This window comes from Methanoculleus marisnigri JR1 (genome assembly GCF_000015825.1).
Taxonomy (GTDB): domain Archaea; phylum Halobacteriota; class Methanomicrobia; order Methanomicrobiales; family Methanoculleaceae; genus Methanoculleus; species Methanoculleus marisnigri.
Map to the genome: position 1 here is coordinate 1,088,362 of NC_009051.1, position 25,362 is coordinate 1,113,723.

At 59.1% G+C, this 25,362-nt stretch carries 38 protein-coding genes; 21 read left to right on the forward strand and 17 right to left on the reverse strand.

The features are described from left to right. Nucleotides 1-238 precede the first annotated feature (238 nt). The gene (locus MEMAR_RS12930) at nucleotides 239-2,410 is read left to right on the forward strand and encodes a hypothetical protein (RefSeq protein ID WP_011843939.1); all 2,172 of its coding nucleotides are present in this window, start codon (nucleotides 239-241) and stop codon (nucleotides 2,408-2,410) included. Between the two features lie 62 nt (nucleotides 2,411-2,472). Here MEMAR_RS12930 and MEMAR_RS05395 read toward each other — a convergent pair whose 3' ends face one another. Further along, a complete protein-coding gene (locus tag MEMAR_RS05395; RefSeq protein WP_011843940.1) occupies nucleotides 2,473-2,619 on the reverse strand; it encodes a type II toxin-antitoxin system HicB family antitoxin in 147 nt (48 codons plus the stop codon). A 178-nt stretch (nucleotides 2,620-2,797) separates the two neighbouring features. Between MEMAR_RS05395 and MEMAR_RS05400 the strand changes: the two genes are divergently transcribed. Beyond that, entirely contained in the window at nucleotides 2,798-3,010 is a 213-nt protein-coding gene (locus MEMAR_RS05400; protein ID WP_011843941.1) for a type II toxin-antitoxin system HicB family antitoxin, read from the forward strand. A gap of 324 nt (nucleotides 3,011-3,334) precedes the next feature. On the opposite strand, the gene MEMAR_RS05410 is transcribed toward MEMAR_RS05400, so the two are convergent. Further along, nucleotides 3,335-3,589: a type II toxin-antitoxin system HicA family toxin gene (locus tag MEMAR_RS05410; RefSeq protein ID WP_011843943.1), complete on the reverse strand. Its 255-nt coding sequence runs from the start codon at nucleotides 3,587-3,589 to the stop codon at nucleotides 3,335-3,337. Nucleotides 3,590-3,649: 60 nt separating this feature from the next. Here MEMAR_RS05410 and MEMAR_RS13295 point away from each other — a divergent pair, with 60 nt between their 5' ends. Continuing rightward, nucleotides 3,650-3,853, forward strand: coding sequence for a hypothetical protein (locus tag MEMAR_RS13295; protein WP_011843944.1), 204 nt, complete (start codon nucleotides 3,650-3,652; stop codon nucleotides 3,851-3,853). Continuing rightward, nucleotides 3,831-4,115, forward strand: coding sequence for a type II toxin-antitoxin system RelE/ParE family toxin (locus tag MEMAR_RS05420; protein WP_011843945.1), 285 nt, complete (start codon nucleotides 3,831-3,833; stop codon nucleotides 4,113-4,115). The genes MEMAR_RS13295 and MEMAR_RS05420 overlap by 23 nt, the downstream gene beginning before the upstream one ends. Here the strand turns inward: MEMAR_RS05420 and MEMAR_RS12935 are convergent. Continuing rightward, nucleotides 4,018-4,323 (reverse strand): type II toxin-antitoxin system HicB family antitoxin, encoded by a 306-nt coding sequence (locus MEMAR_RS12935; RefSeq protein ID WP_319638623.1) that lies wholly within the window; start codon nucleotides 4,321-4,323, stop codon nucleotides 4,018-4,020. The genes MEMAR_RS05420 and MEMAR_RS12935 overlap by 98 nt on opposite strands. A gap of 62 nt (nucleotides 4,324-4,385) precedes the next feature. On the opposite strand from MEMAR_RS12935, the gene MEMAR_RS13345 reads away from it, so the two are divergent. The 4 genes from MEMAR_RS13345 (at nucleotide 4,386) to MEMAR_RS05435 (ending at nucleotide 5,859) form a co-directional block, all read left to right on the forward strand. Next, a complete protein-coding gene (locus tag MEMAR_RS13345) occupies nucleotides 4,386-4,514 on the forward strand; it encodes a hypothetical protein (RefSeq protein WP_011843946.1) in 129 nt (42 codons plus the stop codon). Nucleotides 4,515-4,660: 146 nt separating this feature from the next. Beyond that, nucleotides 4,661-5,002, forward strand: a complete 342-nt coding sequence (locus tag MEMAR_RS05425) for a transcriptional regulator (RefSeq protein WP_011843947.1) — start codon at nucleotides 4,661-4,663, stop codon at nucleotides 5,000-5,002. After that, entirely contained in the window at nucleotides 4,992-5,522 is a 531-nt protein-coding gene (locus MEMAR_RS05430) for a hypothetical protein (protein ID WP_011843948.1), read from the forward strand. Before MEMAR_RS05425 ends, MEMAR_RS05430 begins: the two co-directional genes overlap by 11 nt. A gap of 1 nt (nucleotide 5,523) precedes the next feature. Further along, on the forward strand, nucleotides 5,524-5,859 hold the full coding sequence (locus MEMAR_RS05435; RefSeq protein WP_011843949.1) for a type II toxin-antitoxin system PemK/MazF family toxin: 336 nt from the start codon (nucleotides 5,524-5,526) through the stop codon (nucleotides 5,857-5,859). Between the two features lie 361 nt (nucleotides 5,860-6,220). Here the strand turns inward: MEMAR_RS05435 and MEMAR_RS05440 are convergent, their stop codons facing one another. The 8 genes from MEMAR_RS05440 to MEMAR_RS05475 all read right to left on the reverse strand — a co-directional run bounded on the left by MEMAR_RS05440 (nucleotide 6,221) and on the right by MEMAR_RS05475 (nucleotide 9,659). Beyond that, on the reverse strand, nucleotides 6,221-6,454 hold the full coding sequence (locus MEMAR_RS05440; protein WP_048063760.1) for a hypothetical protein: 234 nt from the start codon (nucleotides 6,452-6,454) through the stop codon (nucleotides 6,221-6,223). A gap of 118 nt (nucleotides 6,455-6,572) precedes the next feature. Continuing rightward, nucleotides 6,573-6,788: a Fic family protein gene (locus MEMAR_RS12940; protein WP_143706330.1), complete on the reverse strand. Its 216-nt coding sequence runs from the start codon at nucleotides 6,786-6,788 to the stop codon at nucleotides 6,573-6,575. Nucleotides 6,789-6,947: 159 nt separating this feature from the next. After that, nucleotides 6,948-7,322 (reverse strand): hypothetical protein, encoded by a 375-nt coding sequence (locus MEMAR_RS05450; protein WP_011843952.1) that lies wholly within the window; start codon nucleotides 7,320-7,322, stop codon nucleotides 6,948-6,950. Further along, complete coding sequence (locus tag MEMAR_RS05455; RefSeq protein ID WP_245526657.1) at nucleotides 7,319-7,576, reverse strand: hypothetical protein; 258 nt, start codon at nucleotides 7,574-7,576, stop codon at nucleotides 7,319-7,321. Before MEMAR_RS05455 ends, MEMAR_RS05450 begins: the two co-directional genes overlap by 4 nt. A gap of 353 nt (nucleotides 7,577-7,929) precedes the next feature. Then, the gene (locus MEMAR_RS05460) at nucleotides 7,930-8,292 is read right to left on the reverse strand and encodes a HepT-like ribonuclease domain-containing protein (protein WP_011843955.1); all 363 of its coding nucleotides are present in this window, start codon (nucleotides 8,290-8,292) and stop codon (nucleotides 7,930-7,932) included. After that, a complete protein-coding gene (mntA, locus tag MEMAR_RS05465) occupies nucleotides 8,252-8,632 on the reverse strand; it encodes a type VII toxin-antitoxin system MntA family adenylyltransferase antitoxin (RefSeq protein WP_245526658.1) in 381 nt (126 codons plus the stop codon). Before mntA ends, MEMAR_RS05460 begins: the two co-directional genes overlap by 41 nt. Before the next feature lie 431 nt (nucleotides 8,633-9,063). Next, entirely contained in the window at nucleotides 9,064-9,384 is a 321-nt protein-coding gene (locus MEMAR_RS05470; protein WP_222702455.1) for a type II toxin-antitoxin system VapC family toxin, read from the reverse strand. A 65-nt stretch (nucleotides 9,385-9,449) separates the two neighbouring features. Next, nucleotides 9,450-9,659, reverse strand: a complete 210-nt coding sequence (locus tag MEMAR_RS05475; protein ID WP_011843958.1) for a hypothetical protein — start codon at nucleotides 9,657-9,659, stop codon at nucleotides 9,450-9,452. 365 nt (nucleotides 9,660-10,024) lie between these two features. Here MEMAR_RS05475 and MEMAR_RS05480 point away from each other — a divergent pair, with 365 nt between their 5' ends. The 6 genes from MEMAR_RS05480 to MEMAR_RS05505 all read left to right on the forward strand — a co-directional run bounded on the left by MEMAR_RS05480 (nucleotide 10,025) and on the right by MEMAR_RS05505 (nucleotide 15,346). After that, on the forward strand, nucleotides 10,025-10,669 hold the full coding sequence (locus MEMAR_RS05480; protein ID WP_245526659.1) for a B3/B4 domain-containing protein: 645 nt from the start codon (nucleotides 10,025-10,027) through the stop codon (nucleotides 10,667-10,669). Nucleotides 10,670-10,723: 54 nt separating this feature from the next. Next, entirely contained in the window at nucleotides 10,724-11,116 is a 393-nt protein-coding gene (locus MEMAR_RS05485; RefSeq protein WP_011843961.1) for a VOC family protein, read from the forward strand. A 145-nt stretch (nucleotides 11,117-11,261) separates the two neighbouring features. Then, nucleotides 11,262-12,449 carry an ATP-binding protein gene (locus MEMAR_RS05490; protein WP_011843962.1) on the forward strand — a complete coding sequence of 396 codons (1,188 nt, stop codon included), beginning with the start codon at nucleotides 11,262-11,264 and terminating at the stop codon, nucleotides 12,447-12,449. Continuing rightward, the gene (locus MEMAR_RS05495) at nucleotides 12,433-14,004 is read left to right on the forward strand and encodes an AAA family ATPase (protein ID WP_011843963.1); all 1,572 of its coding nucleotides are present in this window, start codon (nucleotides 12,433-12,435) and stop codon (nucleotides 14,002-14,004) included. Before MEMAR_RS05490 ends, MEMAR_RS05495 begins: the two co-directional genes overlap by 17 nt. 214 nt (nucleotides 14,005-14,218) lie before the next feature. Then, a complete protein-coding gene (locus tag MEMAR_RS05500) occupies nucleotides 14,219-14,806 on the forward strand; it encodes a class I SAM-dependent methyltransferase (protein WP_011843964.1) in 588 nt (195 codons plus the stop codon). A 60-nt stretch (nucleotides 14,807-14,866) separates the two neighbouring features. Next, nucleotides 14,867-15,346 carry a GNAT family N-acetyltransferase gene (locus MEMAR_RS05505; protein WP_011843965.1) on the forward strand — a complete coding sequence of 160 codons (480 nt, stop codon included), beginning with the start codon at nucleotides 14,867-14,869 and terminating at the stop codon, nucleotides 15,344-15,346. Nucleotides 15,347-15,362: 16 nt separating this feature from the next. Here MEMAR_RS05505 and MEMAR_RS05510 read toward each other — a convergent pair whose 3' ends face one another. Then, nucleotides 15,363-15,665: a DUF4405 domain-containing protein gene (locus tag MEMAR_RS05510; protein WP_011843966.1), complete on the reverse strand. Its 303-nt coding sequence runs from the start codon at nucleotides 15,663-15,665 to the stop codon at nucleotides 15,363-15,365. 108 nt (nucleotides 15,666-15,773) lie between these two features. On the opposite strand from MEMAR_RS05510, the gene MEMAR_RS05515 reads away from it, so the two are divergent. Next, on the forward strand, nucleotides 15,774-16,160 hold the full coding sequence (locus tag MEMAR_RS05515; protein ID WP_011843967.1) for an ACT domain-containing protein: 387 nt from the start codon (nucleotides 15,774-15,776) through the stop codon (nucleotides 16,158-16,160). A gap of 84 nt (nucleotides 16,161-16,244) precedes the next feature. Then, nucleotides 16,245-16,559, forward strand: a complete 315-nt coding sequence (locus MEMAR_RS05520) for a hypothetical protein (protein WP_011843968.1) — start codon at nucleotides 16,245-16,247, stop codon at nucleotides 16,557-16,559. A gap of 175 nt (nucleotides 16,560-16,734) precedes the next feature. Here MEMAR_RS05520 and MEMAR_RS05525 read toward each other — a convergent pair whose 3' ends face one another. Further along, nucleotides 16,735-17,334: a hypothetical protein gene (locus tag MEMAR_RS05525; RefSeq protein ID WP_011843969.1), complete on the reverse strand. Its 600-nt coding sequence runs from the start codon at nucleotides 17,332-17,334 to the stop codon at nucleotides 16,735-16,737. Next, nucleotides 17,331-17,963, reverse strand: a complete 633-nt coding sequence (locus MEMAR_RS05530; protein ID WP_011843970.1) for a hypothetical protein — start codon at nucleotides 17,961-17,963, stop codon at nucleotides 17,331-17,333. The genes MEMAR_RS05525 and MEMAR_RS05530 overlap by 4 nt, the downstream gene beginning before the upstream one ends. Nucleotides 17,964-18,282: 319 nt before the next feature. Between MEMAR_RS05530 and MEMAR_RS05535 the strand changes: the two genes are divergently transcribed. From MEMAR_RS05535 to MEMAR_RS05545, 3 genes are all read left to right on the forward strand, one after another. Further along, entirely contained in the window at nucleotides 18,283-19,077 is a 795-nt protein-coding gene (locus MEMAR_RS05535) for an acetoacetate decarboxylase family protein (protein WP_011843971.1), read from the forward strand. Between the two features lie 11 nt (nucleotides 19,078-19,088). After that, on the forward strand, nucleotides 19,089-19,925 hold the full coding sequence (locus MEMAR_RS05540; RefSeq protein WP_011843972.1) for an SDR family NAD(P)-dependent oxidoreductase: 837 nt from the start codon (nucleotides 19,089-19,091) through the stop codon (nucleotides 19,923-19,925). A 111-nt stretch (nucleotides 19,926-20,036) separates the two neighbouring features. Next, nucleotides 20,037-21,272, forward strand: a complete 1,236-nt coding sequence (locus MEMAR_RS05545; protein ID WP_143706331.1) for a PQQ-dependent sugar dehydrogenase — start codon at nucleotides 20,037-20,039, stop codon at nucleotides 21,270-21,272. Here the strand turns inward: MEMAR_RS05545 and MEMAR_RS13110 are convergent. From MEMAR_RS13110 to MEMAR_RS05555, 3 genes are all read right to left on the reverse strand, one after another. Beyond that, on the reverse strand, nucleotides 21,259-21,405 hold the full coding sequence (locus MEMAR_RS13110; protein ID WP_187147938.1) for a hypothetical protein: 147 nt from the start codon (nucleotides 21,403-21,405) through the stop codon (nucleotides 21,259-21,261). The genes MEMAR_RS05545 and MEMAR_RS13110 overlap by 14 nt on opposite strands. Nucleotides 21,406-21,568: 163 nt before the next feature. Continuing rightward, nucleotides 21,569-22,060 carry an SRPBCC family protein gene (locus MEMAR_RS05550; RefSeq protein ID WP_011843974.1) on the reverse strand — a complete coding sequence of 164 codons (492 nt, stop codon included), beginning with the start codon at nucleotides 22,058-22,060 and terminating at the stop codon, nucleotides 21,569-21,571. A 186-nt stretch (nucleotides 22,061-22,246) separates the two neighbouring features. After that, nucleotides 22,247-23,206: a nucleoside recognition protein gene (locus MEMAR_RS05555; RefSeq protein ID WP_011843975.1), complete on the reverse strand. Its 960-nt coding sequence runs from the start codon at nucleotides 23,204-23,206 to the stop codon at nucleotides 22,247-22,249. A gap of 400 nt (nucleotides 23,207-23,606) precedes the next feature. Between MEMAR_RS05555 and MEMAR_RS13370 the strand changes: the two genes are divergently transcribed. Together MEMAR_RS13370 and MEMAR_RS05560 are read left to right on the forward strand one after the other, a co-directional pair. After that, nucleotides 23,607-23,735, forward strand: coding sequence for a symporter small accessory protein (locus MEMAR_RS13370; protein ID WP_342606854.1), 129 nt, complete (start codon nucleotides 23,607-23,609; stop codon nucleotides 23,733-23,735). Then, complete coding sequence (locus MEMAR_RS05560) at nucleotides 23,725-25,308, forward strand: sodium:solute symporter family protein (protein WP_011843977.1); 1,584 nt, start codon at nucleotides 23,725-23,727, stop codon at nucleotides 25,306-25,308. The genes MEMAR_RS13370 and MEMAR_RS05560 overlap by 11 nt, the downstream gene beginning before the upstream one ends. Nucleotides 25,309-25,362 lie beyond the last annotated feature (54 nt).

Sequence of the window (25,362 nt, forward strand, 5' to 3'; positions counted from 1 at the left end):
AAATGTCTATGAGAGGTATGGCTTGTTATGCCTTGGAAAATATAGTACCAAGCCCTCTCTACTATTGTATCAGACTGAAGTGGTGTAAAATGTGAGTTTGAGGTTTCTCTACTATTATCCTCTGAATCAAGAAATAAACAAATCTCTGGAGAGGGCTTCGACGGAGAACCTTTTTTATTCCTTTTAAAAAGGGTATCTATATATATAGGCGTGATTTATTTTGTGTCAGGGAGCTCTAATGAGCAAAACATCTGCAGTAGGAATCAGTTGCCAAAAAGATGAATGTGGGGCAATAGATAATCAGACTTTAATTAAATTGTCTAATTTAACAAGGGGAAAGATTTTAGATAGAAGGAGGGATGTTAGGAGAAATATTATCTTGACAACCCTAGGTCAATACGACAAAGGTGAGATACTCGATTATCAAGAGTTAATCGACAAAATCTATACGCTAACAAAATGTCACTTTGAGAAAGAACAAGTATTAGCCATACTATCAAATTTAGAAGATGAAGATATTGTAGAGAACATTGGTGAATTTACTTACCGACTTATCACCCAAGTTGACATCCCAGATATAAATGATTCGATAATGCCCGTTTGGAATGAATTCTTTCAAGAATATATATCGAATCGTAAGATTAAGTACGACCCACATATCCATAAAAATGCTCAGGTAGCATTCAATGAAATTATTCTAAAGATTATATCTCAGTTTACGATATCAGAACCTTTTGAGAACCAAGTTGAGTCTATACCTATAGAAAATTTGCAATTGTTAATACATTCTGTTGTTAATAGCTTATTCTTCCCAAAAGACAAATTCAAAGACAAATTACAAGGATTACTACTTGAATATCTCACTTCTGAAGCATCTGAAAACCAAAACTTATTAGCGCTCATTTATAGTTGTTACGACGCATTGATAAATGTAAATTTGTTAAAATTAGAGCAGGATTTTAAAAATCTCGACATCAACTTTTCTGACCATGTAATGTTCCTACTTTTGGACACTAATTTCATTATAACACTATTAACAAAAACCGATCCGAAACACTCATTGTCAGTTGCCTTAGTAAAACAATGTGCTAAGTCTGAAATACCTTTACTGTATAGTAACTTCACTAAAGCTGAACTAAACTCGTTAATAAGGTCTGTCCAAACGGAGTTGGCGTCATTAGGTGTTGCAAGTAAGAGATCACCAAGTGACAATCAATTAATTCTGGATTATTTTAAGCATTATCAAGAATATCGGACCTCTTGGAGTCAATATAGCGCATATCTGGATACATGGGAGTCAGTAATTCAAAAAAATTGGAATATTCAACTTCTTCCAGATAATATTGCAATAAAGAAAGACAACGCAATATATGAAGTTGTAAAAGTATCTTTGAAGACGTACGATGAAGCAGCACAGAAAGATCGATCTGAAAATGGCATTGATAATCACTATAGACAAAAGTCTGAGGAATCTTACAATCACGATGCTTTTTCCGTGTCTTATGTTTTCAGATCTAAATCAAACTTCGAAAAAGATGGTAACTTTAAACCATATGGGCCGTGGTTCTTAAGTTACGATAACCGTCTTTCGATAATCAACAAAACAACATTAGCGAAATTCAATAAATACGGTTACGTAATTCAACCTAGGATTTTATTAAACTACCTGCATACGTTTACCAATGTTGCAATAGATGCAAACGAAGAAGAAGAGTTTGCACTTGCATTACTCCGTTACACGGCGAGAGTAACTTATCCAAAATTGACGTTAGATGAGTATTCTCAGCTTGTTGCGATTAAAATAGGCGTTGGAGAAGATAATTCTACAATCCTTAAAGAAATATTTCTTCAATCTCCACTGATTGAAGAATTACAGAGAGCTCTTGTGGATAAAGATTCAGGAGCAGCTGATCGCAAAGCAGCAGAGATTTTAAATTTAGCTAATGTTCAAGAAATGATGGAGAAAATAGGCTTCTCGCAAAAAGAAAAGAGTGATTATGATGAGAAAGTGAATCGATTACAATCTGTGCTTCGAAGATTAAGAGAAGAAACCAAAATAAAGGATGCCGAGATACAAATTTTACGAAACAACCCGACATATAATTATAATTATTACCAAAGTTTTTCGATTCAAAACAACGGCAATATAATTAACGTAAGCATGGACTTAGAATTAGATCCCGCTATACGGCAAAAATTTATTGCAATTGTTCAGTTGCTTGAATCCGAAAAAGCTTATGAATCAGAGTTAATTGAATTGCCCCCTTCAAAAATTGATGGAAAGAATGTTAAAGACTATTTGTGCAAGGTCTCTGAGAAGATCTCGCAATCTCCAATGACACAGGGGTTAAAGGAGATTTTACCAATAATCTCTTCAACGATTTCAATAATAAATGGCTTCATGTCATAATTTACAAAATTTTACTCTTTCCATTAATGCCCAATCTCCTTTCCCCAGCCAGATCTTCAATGTTAGACCTCGACGGCCTCCCGTGCCATCGCTATCGCCTCATCGACGGTCTCCCCGAAGGTGACGCAGCCGGGAAGGGTCGGCACAATAACGGTATACCCGCCTTCCGGCTCTCTTCTGAGGAGGATACGGTAATTCAGACATCTCATCGGATTGCACCCCTGCTCGTGAAGTACGTTACCCGGTGATGCATAAAGGGTATCCGTGCGGGTGTTACCCCGCAGTTGAGAACCCACGAAGAACACATTCACAGACGAGACAACCGGCCAAGATCTGTTGGTCAAGTATTGTCACGACAAAGAGAGATGCTATTCTATCGGTGAGATCATGAGGACGTTCACGGCTGTGCTCTACAGGGAAGAGGATATGTACGTCGCGGAGTGCTCGGAGGTCGGCACCGTCAGCCAGGGCAGGACGGTTGAAGAGGCGGTGGCCAACCTCAAAGAGGCTACGGAGCTGTACTTAGAAGAATTCCCGCTGGAAGATGGGAGGCGGCCGATCATCACGACGTTCGAGGTGGCCGAGGGTGCCCGGGCTTAAACCCATCTCAGGCGAGGCAGTGATAAAGATACTCTCGAAACAGTATGGATTCATCGTAAGCGGGCAATCCGGGAGCCATGTTCGCCTTTCAAAAGAGACGCCCAACGGGAAAGTGCGACTGTCTGAAAGAAAGGAGTTTGAGCACCGCAAGGTGTGAGGTAGGGACAGTTGTCCCGCTGCACAACGAACTGAAGATCGGTACACTTCGCAGCGTCCTGAAGCTGGCGAAGATCGATCCTGAGGATTTTGCCCGGTATCTTTGAGAGGGCCTTCTCGGCTGGCCGCAGGCCGCGCTGAACCTGTCCTGTATAACAGGTTGAAGTTTTACAACAGATCTCTAATCTCCTCCCGCTCAATCCCGGCCTGCTTGAGGATCTCCAGAAGCGTGCCGGTCGGATGGTCCCGCCCGTGCACCGGGACGACGGCCCGGCGCTTTGTCTCCGGGTGATAAAAGAGGTGGTGGCTCCCTTTCACCCTACGTAGCGGTCGGTAGAGGATGAGCCCCTCGATCACCGGCCCCTTCTTTTTTAGAATCCTGGTAGCGGTCAGACACCCCCTGAACTGTCGGAACTCACTCATCTTTCCCTCGGCACATTCGCGTGCAACATTGTAAATATGATAAGCACTTACAATGCTATCATGGCTGCAACCAAGAGGATTCCCGTCTCGGAAGGGATATGGGCGGAGATCTCCGAGCTGAAGCGCCCCGGCCAGACCTTCGATGATCTCCTCTCGCAGATGGTCGAGCAGGAGAAGAAGCGCCGGTTCATCGAGGATATGGACCGCATCGAGGCCGAAGGGGATTTCGTGGAGCTGGAGTTTGACGTTCCGGATACTGATTAACAAAAAGGCCCTTGAGAGTATCCGGAGCCTCAGCGAGAAGAGCCGGCGGATAGTCATGGACAAGCTGAAAACCCTGCAGGACGACCCGTATCCCGGCAGCGGTAAGGAGCGCCTGCACGTGCACGGGCGGGAAGATACCTATAGGCTGCATATCAGCCGGACATTCACGGCATTCTATCGCATCCATGAGCAGGAGCTGGAGGTTCATGTTCTTGCCGTGATGTCGATCGAGCAGGCGCACAAACGGTATGGATGGTTCTGACGGCCTCCCGAGCCATCGCTATCGCCTCGTCGACGATCTCCCCGAAGGTGACGCAGCCAGGAAGGGTCGGCACAATAACAGTATACCCGCCTTCAGGCTCCTTGCGGAGGAGGATACGGTAATTCAGGCTTCTCATCATATTATAACCCCGCTCGTGAATGGTACAGGCCCCGATGGGGGCATAGTGGGTATCTGTGCCTGTCCCCATCGGGGGCTATCCTTTTTTGGGTCGACGAAAAAGCATATGAAGCATCGAACCAAGCAGGTTGTATGGCAAAGAATCAGCGTGCCGACGTTAAGAACCCCAACAACCCCTCACACAAAGCAGCAGTGGACAACAGGGCGAATCAGCTCAACCCGAACAACACGGCCACGAAGTCCGGCAGATCTAAGAAGTGATTGCCTGAAAAACGTCCTACCTTTCTCCACAATGTGCAGCTTGCCCACACCAAGCCGGGCCTTTACTCCATAGCGGAGCAATCCGCAGATCTCCACATCCTTTATCACCTCCCGCTCCAACATCTACTCAAAGTTGAAAGTCGCCTATGCCTGACGATCTCATAGCAATCGTAGAAGAATCCGAGGACGTGAACAGCGCTCTCATCTCCCGGGTGCGCCTGGAGATACTCTGGGCGCTCTCCGAACTCGGCGAGGACGGGGCCACCGCACGGCAGCTCAAGGCCGGGCTGAACCTGAGCGACGGCGTGCTCTACGCAAACCTCAAGAAACTTGTCGAGATGGGGTACCTCCGCTCCGAGAAGGTGACGCTCGAAGGGAAGGAACTGGAGCTCTACGCCATCACCCCGGAAGGACTCGCCGAGTGGCGGCGCGTCCGGGGCTGGCTCTGCAAACTCCTGGGCTGCGAGGGTGATACCTGTGAACGATAGAAGCAAAGTCATTGCCTGCTTCCGGGAAGCGGGATTCCGGATGAATACGGATCTGTTCGAGCACCGGCTCATCGCCCAGAAGCTCGTCTACCTGCTGAGGCTGAAGGGCGTCGAGTTCGTGTATCCGTTCCGCCTCTACGTCCGGGGGCCGTACTCGCCGAACCTTGCGCGGGAGTACTACCAGCACGCCGATGAGTTTTCCCGGTGCGAAACGGAGAGCACGCTCTCTCCCGCCGAGGCGGATGCCGTTGCCGGGCTCACCGGCCTCTTCGATAAAAGCCCGTCCCTGCTTGAGATCGGGGCGACCTACGGGTACCTGGCCTACGAGATGCGCCAGCCGCCGGAGCAGGCATACCGGATGGTCCGGAGGATGAAGTCCTTCTACTCAAATGAGCAGATCGTCAAGGGCGTCAACCGGGCAAAGCAGTACCTCTTCGTCCCCACCGACGAAGAGAAAGCGGCGCTCGACGCCGAGCTAGGGGAGTGGCAGCGGGCCGGTATCCGGTCGATGAGGCATTAGGATGGGCCGGAGCAGGGGCGATATCTGGTTCGTCGATCTCACCGACGCACGGGGGCACGAGCAGAGCGGGCTCCGGCCCGCCGTGGTGCTCGCCGTCTCTTACGGGGGGATGACAATCGTGGTTCCGCTCACGACGACTCCGGCGGCTTTTTCGTTCCCGCACACCTACGGCATCGAGAAGAGTTCACAGAACGGGCTCTCCTCCAACAGTGCGGCGCTGGTCTTCCAGATCGTTGCCCTCTCAGAAGACCGTTTCGTCAAAAAGATCGGGCGATGTTCGGTCGAAGATATGGAAGCGATAAGCGTTCTGTTGAAGGATCTGTTATTGCTGGAATAACCGGCGGACGATCTCGCTCCAGGAACGCTGAACAGCGTTCTCAAACAGGCAGGGCTGAAAGGATTGAATAATGTATCGATTTCTTGTCATCGTCGAGCAGACCGACGGCAACTACTCGGCATACTCCCCGGATCTCGCCGTCGGTGCGTGGCGACCGGAGCGACCCGCGAGGAAGTGGAAGAGCGGATGCACGAAGCGATTGAGTTCCACATCGAAGGGCTCCGGGAGGATGGGCTCCCTATTCCGCCGTCACGGTCTTCAGCAATCTACGTGGCGGTCGGTAGAGGATAACGTCCTCCTGTCACCAAACCCCTTCTTTTCCAGAATCTTAACGGCTTTCCGGGCCGTGAGCGCCGGAAGTTCAGGCATGGGCCTCGACGGTGAGGGTGTATTCCAGGAGCCCTTCCTCGGTGGGGATTTCCTCACCTCTCGCTAGCATGCCCTCAATGTAGAGTTCAATTGCCTCCCGTGCCATCATCGGTTCGGTGAGGAGGGGGTTCGCCGGCAACCGACCCGTGAGCCTGCCGGAGTTTTTCGAGAGGGACGGCGGGAGGGTACCAGGGTTCCAGATCTCCAGGCGGTCGGAGAAGAGCATCACCTGGACGCTGGCCGGTGTAGTCGCGGTGGGCGACGGCGTTCACGATCGCCTCCGCTGCCACCTCCTTCGGGATCTCGTAGCGCACCGACGCCTGCGGGCCGGGTAGTGCAGGCGGTCACGGCGTATCCCTCCCGGCAAGCAGGGCACGGCCCCTCTCAGTGATCCGGTACTTCTGGTTGCTGCTCCGGGGCCTGTCCGGGACGGTCATCTCGATCAACCCTGCCTGCATCATTGGTTTCAGCACGGAGTTCCTGAACTTGGTGCGGTTCGTCCTCCCTGTAACGTCCATAAGTTCGGAGATCGACGTCTCCGCCACACAGGTGCGCAACACTTCGACTTGGTCCCCACTTAGTCCCAACTTGGTCCCCACCAGGTCCCTCGTTTGAGCACCTATCACCAGGTCTCGTCCCGGGCGCCACAGAACCTGGACGAACTGCTGGCCGTTCTGCCGGAATTCCGGCGGCGGCAGTCGTCGCGCTACCATATCGCATCATGTATCCGCCGTCGGCGAGGACCTTGATCGCCCGGCGAACTTCACCGCGCATTGGGCAGTCCCACACGAGGGGAAGAGCGGGGCGGAGACTGCCTCCCCGCACGCCACCCGCCGGAACGAAACAAGCGGGACGATCCAGGCCCCCGTCCGGGTCCGGATCACCAGCGCTCTGCCTGCCGGATTCACCGCCGCATACCCCTCGATCGTCAATCCGGTCCCACCTTCATGCCGCTCCCGCACCACCTGAGCCGGGCGGCCGAAGAAGATGAGTGCCCTCACATCCTCGGGTGTGATCCGGTAACGCTCCGCCTCGACGTGGACGATGAGCCCCCCCGCAGCGGTACAGGCGAGCGTGCCCGGCTCTGGGGTCATGGCCGCCCCCGCTCGACGCTGATCGCGTACTGGTGGTTCCGGGTCCTTCTGACGTTGATCTCCCGCACCGCCCTCCCGTGCCGCCGGATCTCGTCCGCGACCGCTCGCGGGACGAGGAAGAGCGGCACCGGGGAGACGTTTATCTCTTCCGGTGAAGATGTACCAGTGGCGGCCTGGCCGACGGTGCGGTCACACTTCAGGTTCGGGCTGCCGCCGCTGGTTTTCGACTCGGTTCTTCTGGTTTCGTGCTGCATGGTTCTGTACCTCACGCACCGGGATGGTTCCCGGCGCATGCACCATCCTCGGGAGCCGGGGGTTAAAAGGGTGAGCCAATGGCTCCGGATTAGACAACGGGCATTATATAAACGTTACTTTGCCGGAAACCACGATCCTGGAGGTACGGGCCGGGATCACGGATCCCGGGCAGGATCCGGTTGACGATCGATCCGGGTTTTTCCGGTGAGACGCCACCCGGTCCGGCACTCACTTTGGAGAACCGGATCTCCTATCCCGGGTTCTGCAAAAGAAGTTGCCGGCCGTTGAGGATCCTGTCCTCCCCGACGGAGAGATCGTGTGCGTACCCGGCGTGGCCTGCACCTTCGCGATGCTACCCGGTGGAACGGATGCGGTCGACCTCGTCGAGGATGGACCGGATCTCCCGCTTGAGCATGGGGAGATCGTCCTGTATGGTCAGGAATACCGCTTCGTAGTCCACACCGAAGTAGTGATGGATGATTTTATCCCGCATCCCCGCGGCCTCTCTCCAGGGAGCCCCCGGATAACTCTCGCGCAACTCCGGGGAGATCTTCTTTGCCGCCTCGCCGATAATGGTCGACATGCGCTCGATCCCGGCGCGTTCCAGCCGGCGGTTCCGGAGGTCCTGCGCCGACGAAATTCCTTTGGAGAAATCCTCGATGCTTATGATGGCATCAAGGATGTGGCGGAGATATGCGGGGTCCTCCGGCGTCATAGATCACCACGGCATCACGGTATATTGCATCGGCAAGGTAAGGGCTCACGGCGTTCTCGTTGACAAGATCCACGTCTCTCCCGAGAGCACGCCGGAGTTCATCCTCGATTCGAACAAGCTGGAAGAGACTCTTTGTGCGGGCGAACCTGACCAGGATGTCGATATCACTTGCTGCGCCGGCATCTCCCCGGGCATAGGAGCCGAAGACTGCAATCCAGTCGGCACCGTTCCGGGTGAGTATACGAACGATTGCCTCACGGGACTTCTCCGTTAACCTGCGTTCAGCCATTCGCTCGCCCCTCATCCTTATGCTACTGTCAGTATTACCGCGCTCCGTCATCAGTCTTTTGAAAGGTGAAGCGGTCCGGCCTGGTACAAACGCACCGGACAAAACTCCGGTAATGATTAACGGTCAAAATTACGGGCCGCGGGCAGGATCCGGAGGTCTTCCTGGCCTGCACAGGCCGCGGCCACCTCGTCGGGATCGTAGCGGAGCCGGACTCTCCTCGCCCTTCTCCAGGAGCCCCTTAACAATAGACCCGGGCGGCCTCTCGTGCCATCGCTGTCGCCTCTTCAACGATCCCCCCGAAGGTGACGCAAGCACGGGCGAGGCTCGGCACGATGACGGTATATCCGCCTTCCGGAGGAGGATACGATACCGCAAATTCCTCATTGCAACACCCCCTGCAGGTCATGCCGGCTCAGTGCCTGTTCACAACGGTATATTCCCGAATGATATATCCGATCCGTGCGGGCGCCACCTTGCCCGTCTTACTCACAGACGAACGGGTTTACGATTTCAAGTGCGCAGATCCCGGAAAAATCACTCCCGTTCCGGGTGACGAGCGCGCACTCATGCGTGAGGGTAGTGGCGGCAATGACCGCATCGGGGAGTTTCATCCCGCACGTTCGGCGCAGGTGAACGGCACGGTCGGCAATCCTATCGGTCAGAGGATATACTTCCGCCGAGCGGATGAAGTCCCGGGCCAGCGCGTATCCCTCCGGGGTATGCTTCTTCCAGCCGAGAAACTCGATCTTCGTGATGATCGAGATCCGGAACGAAGAGGTGAGCATATCTTCTATCTCGCCCACCCTCTCCGGCGGAATGGCGTCTGCGAGGTACTAGATGAGGATGTTCGTATCGAGCAGGTACCGTTTCATGTCCGGTTCCACTCGTTCCGCAAGTTTCGGGCCTCGGTTTCCAGGTCGAGATCCCGGTCCCGGTATATGCCCCGGTATCTCGCGGGCTCGGCAACCCCGATCGGTTCATCTGCAGGCTTTTCGGCGGTCAGGCTCTCCCAGAGATCGATGGGCACGATAACGTCGGTCTTCCTCCCGTCTGCATCGCAAATGTACTGTACTCCCATGCCGCACACTCCAGATATGCGTATGTGGGAGTTCCAGGCAGATTATAGTTGCCCTGCCCCGGCGCCCCTCATCGAGAGGGGCCACGCTCCTGCTCCCTTCGTGACAGGGGGTCTGGGGCCGGAGAGATCGTTATCCTCGCGGAGGTGCGTCGATCAGGCAGGACGACGCTCTCTTTTCCGGATCGTCGACGACCCTATCCGCAGCCGCCCGACCCCGCGTCCGAATCGGCCGGAGCGGAATAAAGGTCAATACGGTTGAAGGCAGAAACGTTGACGCGAGCATCTCCATCGCCGGAACGGTTCGTTTCCCCGGGGCAGCATGGAGATGTTTCCTTGTTTCAGCAGGAACGGTACGAGCCATGGAGATGCATAAGGAGATTCTCGCCACATTCCCCGGCCTCTCGGTTGCAGAAGGCGATGTCGGGCGGCTGTCGGTTCAGGAGAAGAGTCCGGCCCTAAATGCCCTGAAAGACGAGACCGTCCGTCTGGCAAGAGAACGGTATACGCTCGAGCGGGTCAAGGATGAACCCCTTTTCAGGGCGTACAGGGACTTCTTCTGGAGGGTGGGCGTCGATCCGACCAAGACGCGGCCCGCCTCGGAAGCGCTTGTCCGAAGGATCCTGGGCGGGAAGATGCTCCCGGCGATCAACACCGCGGTGGATGCCTATAATCTGGCCTCAATTCGCACCGGAATCCCCATTGCGGCGTTCGACGCCGATACCCTGGGCGGGGAGCTCGTTATGAGGTTTGCAGAAGAGGGGGAAGCGTTCCTCGGCATCGGGATGGCCGCACCCGTCACGCTCCATACGAACCAGGTTATCCTGGCGGATGAGGATGCGATCGTCGCCGTCTACCCGTACCGCGACTCGGATGCGACAAAGATCACCCTCGCCACAACGACGGTGCACATCGTGGCATGCGGCGTGCCGGAGATTGAGCGGGAGAAGGTGTGTTCGGCATACGACCTGGCTGCTGCATACCTTCAGGAATACGCTTCAGTCCGGGGATGATTCGGACCAACCGGTTGCCGAAACCTACATGTGGTTCTCCGAATAGGGACGACCATGAAGATCATACTGACCAGGGTATTTGTCGACGACCAGGAGAGGGCTCTGAACTTCTACACCGAAACACTGGGCTTTGTGAAGAAGAGCGACATTTCTGCCGAAGGCTACCGGTGGCTTACCGTCGTCTCCCCCGACGACCCGAACGGAACCGAGCTGCTGCTCGAGCTGAACGATAACCCGGTAGTCCGGGCATACCAGAAAGGGATATTCGAACAGGAGCTCCCCGCCGCGTCCTTTGGTGTCGAAGACACCCATGCGGAATACGAGAGGCTGAAAGCACAGGGCGTGAAGTTCACGATGGAGCCGACGGAAGTTGTCGACCGGGTGATCATAGCGGTCTTCGACGACACCTGCGGCAATCTCATCCAGATCCAGACGCTGGAAAAATAAACTATTCTATTGGAGGCGGCCCGCTCCTGAACCGGTGCGGCCTCTGATTTTTCACCAGTACTATGAGCCGCCCTCCCGGATCCCAGTAACATAACAAAATCGTTATATAACATATCTGTTATACAACACTCTCATTGGGTGCACCATGTTGCCTGTAGGAAGTCCCGCAACGGGAGACGACTTCATCGACCGCGAGCGCGAGACCGCGTTCATCCTGGACACGATCGAGAAAGACCACGTCATGCTCGTCGCCCCCCGGCGGTTCGGCAAGACCTCGATCATGCGAAAGATCGAAAGAGACCTCGCGAGCAGACACAAGCCGTGCGTCTTCCTCGAGGTCGAGAGCGTCAACTCGCCGGGAGAGTTCATCACCGATCTCGTTACGGCGCTCGTCGAGTGCGGGGGAGCAAACCACAAGACCCGGATCTTCTCGGCGCTCGAGAAGGCGTTCGCCCGGCTGCAGGAGAGCGTCGACGAGATTGAGACCCCGGTCTTCAGGGCAAAACTCCGCAGCCGTCTCCGGGCGGAGTTCTCGGACGACTGGCTCGAGAAGGCGAGGAAACTGGATACGATCTTTGCAGAGATCGACCGCCCGGTCTGCATCATCCTCGACGAGTTCCCGGTTGCGATACAGAACATGGAGGCCGACGACGCGAGAACGTTCCTGCACTGGTTCCGGCGGCTGCGCCAGGTTTCGGCAGGGGTGAGGTTCATCGTCGGGGGCTCGGTCAGCATCGACCACGTCGTCTACGGCGTCGGCGGAACCCCGGTCATCAACGACTTCCGGAGGATCGGCATCGGCGGGTTCGAGGAGGACGTCGCCCTGTCCGTCGTCGAACGTGTTTTTCAGGATGAAGGGTGGGAGTATTCCCCGGAGACCGGGCGGGCCGTCCTCGATTGCGTGGGCGACCCCTGCATCCCCTACTTCCTCATGATCGTCCTCTCCGGCCTGAAGGAGGAGATCGAGATCTCCGGCGGCGCTCCCTCCCCGGCGCTGGTCGATCGGGTTTACAACAAACGAATCCTCGGCAGCGAGGGGCGCCACTACTTCGAGCACTACTCGCGCCGTCTCCGGATCACCTACTCCGATCAGGAAGCAAAAGCCGCACGCGCCATCTTGAGCCGGGTGAGCGCCGCAGAATCCCTGCCCGCGGCCATCGCCTACGATATCTTCAGGCGGAGCACCGCATCGGAGAGCGAAGATGCGTTTTTGGCGCTGCTGGCGCAGTTGAACCACGATTTTTACGTCGCCATGGATACCCCCGGCGAGCTGCGGTTCTACTCGAAGATGCTCCGGGACTGGTGGAGGATCTACCATGCCGGCACCGGGTAACGCAGCCGTCTACCGCTACTTCCCCGGGGCGCTGGATAACGAGACGCTCCAATACCTCCTCGTCGGCCGGGAGAACCTCCTCGGGGAGATGCTGGAAGACCTGGACCGGGCGTCCCGGAGCGGAACGCCGCGGTTCTTCCTCCTGGTCGGCTCCCGCGGCGCCGGCAAATCCCACCTGCTGAGCCTGCTCTACCACCGGGTCCGCGACGAGCTCCCCGGGCGAATCATCCCCGTGAAGCTCGCGGAGGAGGAGTACTCGATATTCAGGGCGTCCGACTTCTTCCTCCGGGTGCTCGAGGAGATGGGGATCGAGACTTCAACGATCACCGCGCTCGACGACGACCCCCTGGTCCGGGACGCCGCGGTCGATACCCTCGCTGAAGCGGCCGCTGGAAGACAGATCGCGGTGTTCGTCGATAACGTGCACGAACTCTTCAACCAGATGGATAAGGGCGAGATCCGGGCGCTGCGGTCGGTATTCCAGCGGACGGATCTCTTCTCGATGGTCGCGTCGGCACCGTCGCTCTTCCCCGGGGTTGCGGACCACGACGAGCCGTTCTACAACTTCTTCCGGGTCTTTCACCTCCGGGGACTCGAAATTGCCGAAGCGAAGGAACTCATGAAGAGGGTCGCACGGCTGGACGGCAACACCGCGTTCGTCGAGAACTTCCCCGATTACGAGCCCGGCATCGAGGGGCTGCTGCACCTCGCCGGCGGCAGCCCGCGGCTGGCCGTCCAGGCGTATGAGGCCGTCTCTCGATGCGGAACCGGGTGTATGGCGGCGGTCTTCTTCAGGATGACGGACGAGCAGACGCCCTACTACCGGGAGGTGTTCGGGAGGCTTCCCGGGCAGCGGAGGCTCATCTTCGATACCGTCCTCAGCGCGGATACCCCCCTTACGCCGAAGGATATCGCGGAGCGTGCCCGGCTGAACCCGGCGACGGTGACCGCGCAGCTCCGGAGGCTGGAGGCGGACGGCTACGTCGTCTCCCGCCCGATGAGGAAGAGGACGTCGTACGAGGTCCGGGATCGCCTCTTCTGGTTCTGGCGGGCGATGCGCAGACCGGCCGGCCGGGACCGCGTGGGTGCTCTCATCGAGTTCCTGGAGGCCTGGCACGGGCGGGAGCCGTCGTATGCCGCCGTGACGCGGGCGCAAATGGCGCGGCTTTCGCTCGATCGCGCACGGGAGGAACTCCTGAGCGGAAACGAGGCGAACGGCCTCTCCCTGATAGATGAGGCATACGGGCACGCGGAAGACCTGGACCCGGGCACGGTGCGGCGGATCACGGCGGGTTTCCTGAAAGGGATTATCAGTGAGGGGCGGGTCGGCGTGATCAAAAGCGCCGTTCGCGGGATCGTCGCGTTCGGGGGCGCCGGGTTCGAGCGGTTCCTAAAACCGGTCGCGGACGCCGTGGCAATCGTCGAAGCGAACGACACGCGGCTGTATTACTTAAAGTTGCAGCCGGAAGAGAGAGCGGTCGTCGCCGGGATCGTCCGGGGGATCACGAAGTCGGAGGAGCTGGTGCCGGGGCTCCAGGCCCGGTTGTCGGCGTGAGGGCGTTTGGGGGCGGGCAGGGTGACGGTGTCGAGGCAGATCCTTCAAAGCAGGTATCCGGCGGGAGAAGCACTTCACGAAGATACGGAAGTGGCTGCCCGCGCCCCCGGCTGCGGCCGGATCCGTATGGCTCGTGCACCCGGAATTGCTATCCGGTTCTACCTGTTCGAATCGCGCAGAACCGGTTAAATCATTCCCGGATCAACAGTACTGCATGGATCTCTTCGACTCGGTCTACCACGGCACGCCCCCCTGGGAGATCGGCCGGCCCCAGAAGGCGTTCGTCGAGCTTGCCCGGGCGGGAGAGGTTACCGGCTCCGTCCTGGACGTGGGGTGCGGAACGGGGGACCATGTCCTCTTTTTTGCGGAGGAAGGGCATGAGGTGCTCGGGATCGACACCGCCGCTCTTGCGATCCGCAAAGCCGAAGAGAAGGCTGCCGGAAGAGGGCTGCAGGCGCAGTTTCTCGTCCGGGACGCACTGGACCTCTCCGGGCTTGAGCGGACGTTCGACACCGTCATCGACTCCGGGTTTTTTCATACCCTCTCCGACGAAGACCGGCCGGTCTTCGTGGATAACCTCGCGGCCGTTCTCGCGCCCGGCGGGAGGTACTTCATGCTCTGCTTTGGCGACCAGAATCCCGGCGAATACCCTCTGCCGAGAAGGATCGCGGAGGGAGAGATACGGGATGCCTTCCGGGACGGGTGGCGGATCAACTACATCCGCCCGGCGATCTTCGAGAACAGCATCCAGCCCGAAGGACACCATGCCTGGCTCGCGTCGATGACCCGGTCCGGGGAATGACGTGAGCGGCTGCCCCGGAACGATTATCCCGCAGGAAGCGCTATCTCTCTCGCGAGGATCATGGAGGATATTCCGCTCCGGAGGTTCCTTCCTGGGGACATCGAGGACGTGAGCAGGCTCGTCGTCGAGACGATAGAAGTTTCGTATGCAAAAAGCTACCCGCGGGAAGCGATAGATTACTTCCTCGAGTACCATACCGTGGAGCAGATCCTTCTGGATGCAACCCGGGGCTGCACCTTTGTCCTCGCACCCGGCGGCCGGATCGCCGGCACCGGAACCCTGCTCGGCACGACGATCAAACGGGTCTTCGTGCACCCTTCCCGCCAGCGCAGGGGATACGGCGCCCTCCTGATGCATGCCCTGGAGAGCGAGGCGATCCGCCGCGGCATCGGGAGAGTCGATCTCTCCGCTTCGCTGCCGTCGAAACGGTTCTATGACCTGCTCGGGTACGCGACGGAATGCGAGGATTACATCCCCGTCAGAAACGGGAAAAGGCTGGACTACTACACGATGGTCAAGGCCCTGGGAGAAGGCCGGTAGGCCGCGTGTTCCGGGGCTATTGGCCGCCTTCCGATTGCGTATTGTTCGTCGTATCCCGGGTGAGATACCTGTCGATATGCCGGAAGAACTTCCAGTGCAGGAGCAGGTGGACGATTATCAGGGCGGCAAACACGAGACTCGAGTTGTCGTGCATGACAACCCACTGGCTGCGGGGGATGTCGAGGAACAGTTCCCATCCGCTGCCCCGCCCGCCTCCGGAAGGCAGGACAAGATAGAGCACGAGTCCCGAAATGACCGAGGGAATGAACGTGATCAGGCATCCGATGTCGACGAGCGCGTTGATGGCGATCTGCTTCATGGTCACCCCTGTCATTTGCAGGATATATATCCTGCGCCCCCGGATCTGGTGGACTGATATGTCCGGAGGTCGATATCTTCAGGCTGCACCGCGTGTGCACGGGACGGCGTGATCAAAACGAGCTGGCAGGATTTTGCAATTACCGGCATCACGGTACTCTTCGCGGTCATGCTCCTGCCGCAGCTCCGCGACGTGCTGTCGCGCGGCGCCGTGCTGAACTTATTCACGGCGCTCTTCACGAGCATCCTCGGTTACAGCATGGCGCTGGTCTTCGCCACCCTCGGGCTCTGGATCTCGATGGTCGGCCAGGGGCTCGTTGCGACCGTGTGGATGCTGCTCGCATGCTTTTCGCTGCGGAACGTGCGTAACCGCATGTTCCCGCAAGAGTCGCTCGCATCCGTCGCCCTGGATTTCTTTACGGTCTGGGTGCAGGGCGTGGCCTTCACCGTTTCGGGCGGCGTGAAGGAGATATTCTCGCGGATCAGCCGGGAATGACCGGCTCCGGCCCGCATCCCTGCCGGTGAAGGTGGCTCCCGTCGTTTCCGGAAAGGATAACTCCTCGTACGGTGAGGGCGTAATATGGAGCGCACCACGTCCGGGGCAGGCCGGTGTACGGCAGGTTCGCCGGAAACGACGGTGAGAGCGGATCGAATGGCTCTCCTCGAGGAGATCGCCGCGTTCGTCCGTGAGCATAACGAGATCCTTGCCCGATACCATCGCTATTCGATGGACGACCTCAAGCGGATCGAGCAGGAGTGCTGGAGGCTGCACGACGAGGCGTGCAACAGGGGCGCCTGCGGGAGCGCCGTGGGACTCGTTGAACTTGAGTACCTCATCGGCCGGGCGAAGGAGATGAAGGCGAAAAGAATGGAGGAGGAGCGGGGCCCGGGTTGACCTGACGGCTACGTCGAAAGTTACGAAACGGGATCTGCGCCTTCGATGCCGGGCGGTGAATATCCTGCCCGGCTCGTCCGTCTCTTCGACGCCGGGTATCTTCACACCCGCGGGGACGTAGAGGGTGGCGTCCGGGGCTCCCGCCCCTCTTGAAACAGTCCTGAAGATACCCGGACTAACCGATCTTTAAGAGGATGGATACCAGGACGAAGAGGAGCAGGCCGTTGATCACGACGATCCCCGCAATGACCATCCCCGGGACGAGGCCCGGCAGCAGCATGCTGATGCCGAACGCGATCGCCACGACGTTCAAGACCGTCAGGGTGACCAGGAGCCGTTTGAGGATGGGCGGGAGAGGGGCCGGTTCGGCTGCAGCGTGCAGCATCGGGAGGAACCGCTTCGTGAGGAGAATCGCTCCCCCGGCGATGTTGAGGATCGCGAGGAGCACCCGGATCACGCCGGTCAGGATGCCCGGAACGATGCAGGAGAAGATCCCCATGGCGGCGAATGCGATCCCGATGACGATCAGCAGCCGTGAGCGTTTGTACTGGCCCATCGGGGTCTCCCCCAGGGCCAGCATCTGGACGGCCATGATGACGAGCAGCAGGCCGAGCTGGCCGTCCGGGGAGAACGGGAGCATCCCCAGGTTCACCGGGATGAGCAGCAGCCCAAGGAGCACCAGCAGCACGCCGACCGGGATGACCAGGGCAATCGAGAGGGGGAGGGATGCCTCTTTGAACAGGCCGGTGCCGCCGGTTGTCCGGGGATCGGTCACGCCGATCCCTCCTGCGGATACAACCGGCCGACCTTCTGGATGCACCAGGCAAGGTAGAAGAAGCCGATGCCGTAGATGATGAGGAGGACCGCGGTCTGTGGGTCGGTGGTGATGCCGGGAAGGAGCGTGACGAGGCCGAGGATTATCGACATCACGTACACGATGATGCAGGCGATCGTCAGGTGCCGGAGTATTCCGGAGACTTTCAGCCACAGCCGGGCTTTATCTTCGGAGAGGAACAACTGCGCGAGAAGAGCGATCCCCCCCGCAAAGAGGAGTGTGCCGACGAGGATGCGAACCGGCCCGGCCAGCAGTCCGGGAACGAAGCAGGCGGCCATCCCGACGACCGCCGTGCAGACCCCGAGAAGGATGACCGCCCACGAACGCCGGAGATCGCCGAACGGGGTCTTTCCCATCGTGATTACCTGGAACGAGACGATCACGAGAAAAAGCCCGTAGGTGCTGTCCGGGGCATACGGCAGTTCGCCCGCATGAATCCTGAAGAGCAGCAGGCCGAAGAGGGACATAAATACCCCGAAGACGAGCAGGATGACGACCTCGAGGGAGAGATCGGATTCCGCTCTCGCGACTGGATTGCTCTCCTCTCCCGGCTGGCTGGAATGTCCCATAATTGCATCTCCCCGGTTCTATACGGAGACCGACGGATAATTATCGCCGGTTGAGTGAATACCATGATCTAAATTTATAATTTATTTATACGTTTGTATTCCGTCCCCTGTTGGCTCTGCCGAACCATGAGCGGAACCCGTTCTCGATATATTTGCCGTATTACGGCGCTGATCCGGCAATGTAGTGGTGGGGCGCGAAAGTTGCCCCGGTTGGCATATTAGGGTTTAATATGATGGCTTTTCTAAATCCGGTGCAGGAGAAGTAATATTCAAAAGGTATATGCCTAATGGGATGGCATGAAACTGATTGGAGAACATTATGTTCCGACCGCAGGACGATTTTACGTATCTGATGCCGGTCCACTTCGGGGGCGGCAAATTCGACCCGGAAACCCTGGTCACGCAGAAGGCGACCGCCCTCTCCCTCAGTTTCGAGACCGAGAGAGACCTCCTTGAGAACTACATTCCCGAGGGGTTCGAACTCCTGGCGCCCGAGGTGCAGGTTGCGTTCAACAAATTCACCGAGATCAACTGGCTGCACGGCGGCCAGTACAACCTGATCAACGTGGCGGCACCGGTCCGGTTCCACGGGAAGAAGGACGAGCTCGACGGCGCCTACACGCTGGTGGTCTGGGAGAACAAGACCGCACCCATCCTCGGGGGGCGGGAACAGACCGGCATCCCGAAGATCTATGCGGATATCGAAGACCTGCACATCGTCCGGCCCCACTTTGCGACGACCGTCAGCTACGAGGGCAACACCTTCCTCAACATGGACTTCGAGGCCACGGGATCGATCACCGGGCGGGATCTCGATGCCCTGAAGTCGCAGTTCCTCACCATGAACACCCTCGGGTGGCGGTACATCCCGAAAGTCGGCGCTCCGGGAGCGGAACTCTCCCAGTTCGTCCTCTACCCCCAGGGCATGGAGGTGGAGACGGCAGAGGTTGGAAAGGGCAGCCTGAAGTGGACCGAACTGACCCCGATGCAGAGTCCGGCCCAGTACTACATCGTCAACAGCCTCGCGTCCCTGCCGATAAAACGGGTGACGCAGGCGGTACTGGTCGAGGGAAGAGCCATCCTTCGCGCGATGGGCGCGAGGGTGATCGAATAAAGGCAGGGATCATGGTGGATTCGGATTACTATACGGGCAAGGTCTGCCTCGTCACCGGTGCGAACTCCGGGATCGGGTATGCGATCAGCGAAGAACTCTTAAAACGGGGAGCCGTCGTCTACATGGCCGGCCGCAGCCGGGAGAAGGTTGCCGCGGCCGTCGCCCGGCTCTCCGCCTACGGGGATCGGGCACGCCCGCTTGTTGTGGACGTCACGAAGCAGGAGCAGGTGCGGAAAGGTATCGAGGATACGGCGGCAGAGGCGGGCAGGCTGGATTTCCTCTTCAACAACGCAGGCGTCGGGGGGACCATCCCGTTCGAGGCGGCCACCCTTGAGGACTGGAAGGCGATCATCGACACCAACATCTGGAGCGTCGTCTACGGCGTCCATGCCGCCGTACCGATCATGCTCAAACAGGGGTTCGGGCACGTCGTGAACACCAGTTCGATAGCGGGCATCGTTCCGCCCCCGTTCCAGGCGCTCTACTCCCTGACGAAGTACGGCGTCACCGGCCTTACCGAGAGCCTGAAGTACGAGTATGCGGATAAAGGGCTCTACTTCTCGACGATCTGCCCGGCAAACATCGCGACCCCGATCTTCAACAAGGGGATCGACGGGCAGGCCCGCGGCGAACTGCGGATCCCCGACGACGCGTATCCCGCCGATAAAGCGGCGGCGCTCATCCTTGACCGGGTCGCTGAACATAAGGGGATCATCGTCGTGCCCGAGGAACCCTACACCGACCTCTGGAAGGGGTATGTCCTCGGCGCCCCGGAGGTGGAGGAGCGGTTGCAGCAGATGGCACGCGAGCGGCGGGAAGCGTTCGAGAAGGGCGGGACATACTTCTGATATTCTCTTTTTGCCCCGGATTCGGGTACTTTTAAGTGCTGCCGCCCGATCCATCACCCTTGAGGTGGGATCATCGATCAGAATATCCCCGGAGCGATCGTTCCGGAACGCGTGGGCCTTGAGCCGGTCGCCGGAGAGTTCACCATGCCCGTCGCGCTCGCGTCTCCCGGCGACGGGACCGGCCGGCTCTTCGTTGCGGACCTCCCGGGCACCGTCCGGGTCATCGATGGGAACGATCACCGGCCGTTCCTCGACATCACCGACCGGGTCGTCGACCTCCGCACCGGCTACGACGAGCGCGGACTGCTCGGCCTCGCGTTTCACCCACGGTTCGCGGAGAACGGCAGGTTCTTCGTCTACTATAGCGCCCCGCTCCGGGCCGGTGCGCCGGAGGGCTGGGACCACACGAGCCGAATATCGGAGTTCTCTGTCTCCACCCCCGACCGGGCGGACCCCGGTTCGGAGCGGGTGATCCTGGAGGTCGACCAGCCGCAGGCGAACCACAACGGCGGCTCGATCGTCTTCGGCCCCGACGGCTGTCTCTACATCCCGCTCGGCGACGGCGGCGGTGCCCGCGACGTCGGGAGAGGCCACCCGCCGGGGGGAAACGGGCAGGATATCACCACGCTGCTCGGGAGCATTCTGCGGATCGATATCGACGGCGCGGAGCCCTATGGCATCCCGGGAGACAACCCCTTCGTCGGAAGAGAAGGGCGGGACGAGATCTACGCCTACGGCCTCCGCAACCCGTGGAGGATGACGTTCGACGCCGGAGGGGAGCACCGGCTCTTTGCCGCCGATGCCGGGCAGTACCTCTGGGAGTCGGTGAAGATCATTGTTGCGGGCGGCAACCACGGCTGGAACCTCCGGGAAGGCAACCATGCCTTCGATCCCGAAAACCCCCGCGAGTCGCCGGCAGACGTGCCCCGGACCGGCCGCCGCGGCGAGCCCCTGATCGATGCGATCATCGAGTACCCGAACGCCAAGCAGCCCGGCGGCATCGGGCAGGTCGTCATCGGCGGCTACGTCTACCGGGGGAGGGCGATTCCCCGGCTCTTCGGGCGCTACGTCTTTGCGGAGTGGAACCGGGCGGGGGCCGACGGCGAGGGGATCATCTTCGCCGCGACGCCGCCAAAAGACCCCAACAGGATGTGGGAGTTTGGTGAGGTCGAGGTGGCCGGGAGCCGGACCGTGGGAGCATACGTCCTCGCGTTCGGGGAGGACGCGGAGCACGAACTCTACGTCCTGACCGCGAAGAGCCGGGGGCCGGCCGGGAAGACGGGGAGGGTCCACCGGATCGTGCCGCCGCCGGACGATAGGCCCGGGAAAGACGCTAACCCTGCATAATGGTGCGGAAGAGTGCACGTATACCGTTTGCGAGCAACTCCGGATCTTCCATGGCGCCGAAGTGGCCGCCGCGTGGGGCGTCAAAGACGCGTTCGACGAGGAGTTCCGACCGGATCTGCTCTGCTTCTTCCATAGATTGCTCACCCTGCGAGCCCTATGACGGCCGGGCGGCTATTAACCCATCGGCGAATACTCCCGATGATGTTGCCGGGGGTCCCCTCCCCGGGCGGCCGCCCGGCACCGGAGTCCTGCGGTAGGACTGGAAATCCGTCTGGTTGAGGCCGGCTGCTCCGCACTTATCGTGCCGGCGCAGCCTGTTTCAGCGACTGCAGGAGTCCGGCAAGGCGTTCCAGGGGCTCGATCATCTCTTCCTGCGATCCCGCCTGGAGCATCCCGTCGCGGTCCTCGACCGACTGGAAGATCAGGTGGTCGGTCAGCCTCGTCCTGCCGCCGCCGAGGTCTTCGAGCGTCTGCGTCTCGAGCAGAACGTGGCCCGGCATGGCCTCGTACTCGAAGGTGTCGACGATCCGCTCCGGCGTAGCCTCGTGGTATACGCCGTGGAACGCGTAATCGCTGCCCCCGGCATCGCGCTGGACGACACGCCACGTCCCGCCGGGCCTCGCGTCCATCTTCTCGACCGTGGTCGTGACGCTCTCCGGCCCCCACCACTGCGATACCAGCTCCGGATCCGTGCATGCCCTGAACACGAGGTCCCGCGGGGCATCGAACTCCCGCGAGATGACGACATCCTGTTTTCCCGGTTCAGCGGTGAGACTTGTTTCTGCCATTGTATCTTCCTCCGATGGTTCCCGGGCTTCATCGGTTCTTCATGAAAAATGTTCCCGTCACGGGTACGCCGGTGAAGACAACCACGAATGCGGCAAAACCGGGAAATACCTCCTGAGATGCGGCACTTCCGCGGTATGTCCCGGGTGCGGGCAGAGGCTCCCGTCCGGATATGTGCCTCCTTTCTCTCACCAGAACCAGGCCAGCAGGAAGATCGCCGCCAGCAGGAGGCCGTCCTGGAGGACGACGGAGAGGATCATGATCTCGGCACCCAGCCTCGGCCCGAAGATCGCGGCGTAGAACGACCCGAGCCATCGCAGGTAGGTGACGACGCTGGTGAGCAGGTTCGCCACGAGCAGCGTGATGACGATATCCCTGCCCGCCATATCCCCCGCCGCAAGCAGCCCGGACGCAAGGCTTGCCGCGGCGACGTACGACCCGAACTTCGCGGCGACGATGGCGAGCCCCTCGGGCGGTATGGGGAAGAGCCGGCCCGCGCCCTCCAGGTATGCGGCGACGGCGTCGAAGACGCCCGCCTCGATCAGAAACGCCACAATGACGATCGTCGGGATCATGATCCCGAGGATGCGGCGGAGGGTCTTCGCGGTCGGTCCGAGAGAGGCCCGCACGGCCTCGCGAACGGACAGTGCCCCTCCGGAAGGTTTCTCCGGCGGCCCGGACGCCGGAACCTCCGGGAGCAGCACCCTCCCGGCCGCCATGACGATCCCGGTCTTGAGAAACCCGATACCCATCAGAATCGTGAAGTAGATCAGGCCGAAGGCCCCGAGCAGCGGCACGTAGACCGGGATGAGGTAGCGCCAGTGCATCACGACGGACGGAAAGGAGTTGATGAGCGCCGCGACGACGAGTTGGCGTCTCCCGATCATCCCCCTGTGGTGGTAGTCGACGAGCATCGCGTCCGCTGCCTGCGGCGAGACGAACGCCAGGAGAAAACTCGCCCCGCACTCGCGGGGGAGGTGGGAGAACGTCGTGACCGGATAGGCAACGCTCGCGATCCTGTCGGTGACTTTGAGAGCAATCAGGACTTCGGCGATCAGGACGCCGGCGACGACGATCGGGACCGTCCGGACCAGAAGGTCGAACGAGAGGCCCAGTGCCGCTGAAACGATCTCCGCCGTGCCGTCCATGGTTCACCTCGCCTTACGGCGTTCGTCCCGTCCCGAAACAACATCCGGTACGCCGTTTGCGCATATCACCGTTCTGGATGGCCGCGAGCGGAATCTGCCGATGCTGTTGTGGCCGGTATCATGGTCGGGGCTCCTGGATGGGAGGAATCCGGCAGCGATGCGATCTCCCTCCGCTTGAGGTGCCAGAAAATCGGATGGTTTAAATACAATGGATCGAGAAGATGTTTAGGTACTCGATGATTGGCGACCATGTAGAGTCCTATTGCACGTCGGTGCAAAACTGTGCGAACGTGCAGTGCGCGTTTGTGCAGAACGCATTCTTCTTTAGATAGGGAACCGGCCCTTTTGCTGAGTTCCCGTGTAACGTAACGGTTTTTCCGTTACCGCCAGGTGGTTTGTTATGTTCGGCATTACTGATCCCGCGATCTGGGTTGGGTATCTGCTTGCGCTCGTCTTTACGCTCGCATGCTTAGTGTACGGCCTCTTGAACTGGAACAACGGCGTGGAGGAGCAACGGGATGGCAGTTGATACGGGGCTCTTCGTCGCAATGACGCTGGTATACCTCGTCCTCATCATCGGCCTCGGTTACCTCGGCTACCGCCGGACAAAAGAGAACGACGACTACATGGTCGCCGGGAGGAAGATCCATCCCGTGGTTCTCGCCCTCTCCTACGGCGCGACCTTCATCAGCACCTCCGCCATCGTCGGGTTCGGCGGGGTTGCGGCGCAGCTCGGCATGGGGATGATCTGGCTGACCGTCCTCAATATCGGACTCGGGATCTTCATCGCGTTCGTCTTCTTCGGAAAACGGACCCGCCGGATCGGGAGCAAGCTCCGTGCCGTGACCTTCCCCGACCTGATGGGGAAGTGCTACGGGTCGCCGTTCATGCAGTATGCCGCGGGAACCGTCATCGTCCTCGGCATGCCGCTCTACACGGCGGCGATCCTGATCGGCGGCGCCCAGTTCATCACGAGCACGCTGCAGATCCCCTACACCACCGCGCTCCTCGGTTTCGCGGCGATCGTCGCCCTCTACGTGGTGCTCGGCGGGCTCATCGCCGTTATGTACACCGACGCGCTGCAGGGCGGGATCATGCTCGTCGGGATGACCATCCTCCTCGTGCTCACCTACATCCGGCTCGGGGGCGTCGTCGAGGCGCATACCGCCCTTGCCGGGATGTCGGACCTCGTCCCGGAGGCGCTCGCCGCCGGGGGGCTGACCGGGTGGGCGTCCATGCCGGCGTTCGGGTCGTCCATCTGGCTCACGCTGGTGACGACGCTCGTTCTCGGGGTCGGCATCGGGGTGCTGGCGCAGCCCCAGCTGGTCGTCCGGTTCATGACCGTCAAAGACAGCCGGGCGCTGAACCGTGCGGTCCTCGTCGGCGGGCCGTTCATCCTGATGATGACCGGGGTCGCCTTCACGGTCGGGGCGCTCACGAACGTCTACTTCTACCAGACGGAAGGCGTGACCGCGCTCGCGGCGGCCACCAACGGCAACGTAGACACGATCATCCCGAACTTCATCAACGCGTCGATGCCGGACCTCTTCGTCGTCGTCTTCATGCTGGCCCTCCTTGCCGCGGCGATGTCCACGCTCAGTTCCCTCTTCCATACGATGGGAACGTCGCTCGGGTTCGACGTCATACGGCGCACCGGGACGGAGAAGGCGACGATGCGGCCGATCCGGCTGGCGACCGTCGCCATGATCGTCGTGAGCATCATTCTCGCCTTCATCATGCCCGGCAGCATCATCGCCCGGGCGACGGCGATGTTCATGGGCCTCTGCGCTTCGGCGTTCCTGCCGACCTACGCCCACGCCATGTACAGCAGCAGGCCGTCGCTAAAGGCGGCGAAAATGAGTCTCGTCACCGGAGCGGTCGCCTGGTTCGCGTGGACGGCCTTCGTGCACGTCAAGGAGTCGGCGGCGCTCGGGCTCTCCAACCTCCTCTTCGGGGTTCCGGCGGTCCTCTCCGCCCCGTGGCAGGACGTGGACCCGCTCGTCATCGCGCTCCCCCTCTCGACGGCCGCGCTGCTGGTCGGGTGGGCGCTCGACCGCCACGAGGTGACTGCGGATACGGAGGAGTCGGCCGGGGCGGCCTGACGGCGGCTCCACCTTTTTTACAAGTGTCCGCCGGGCAGAAGTTACGAAAAAAGA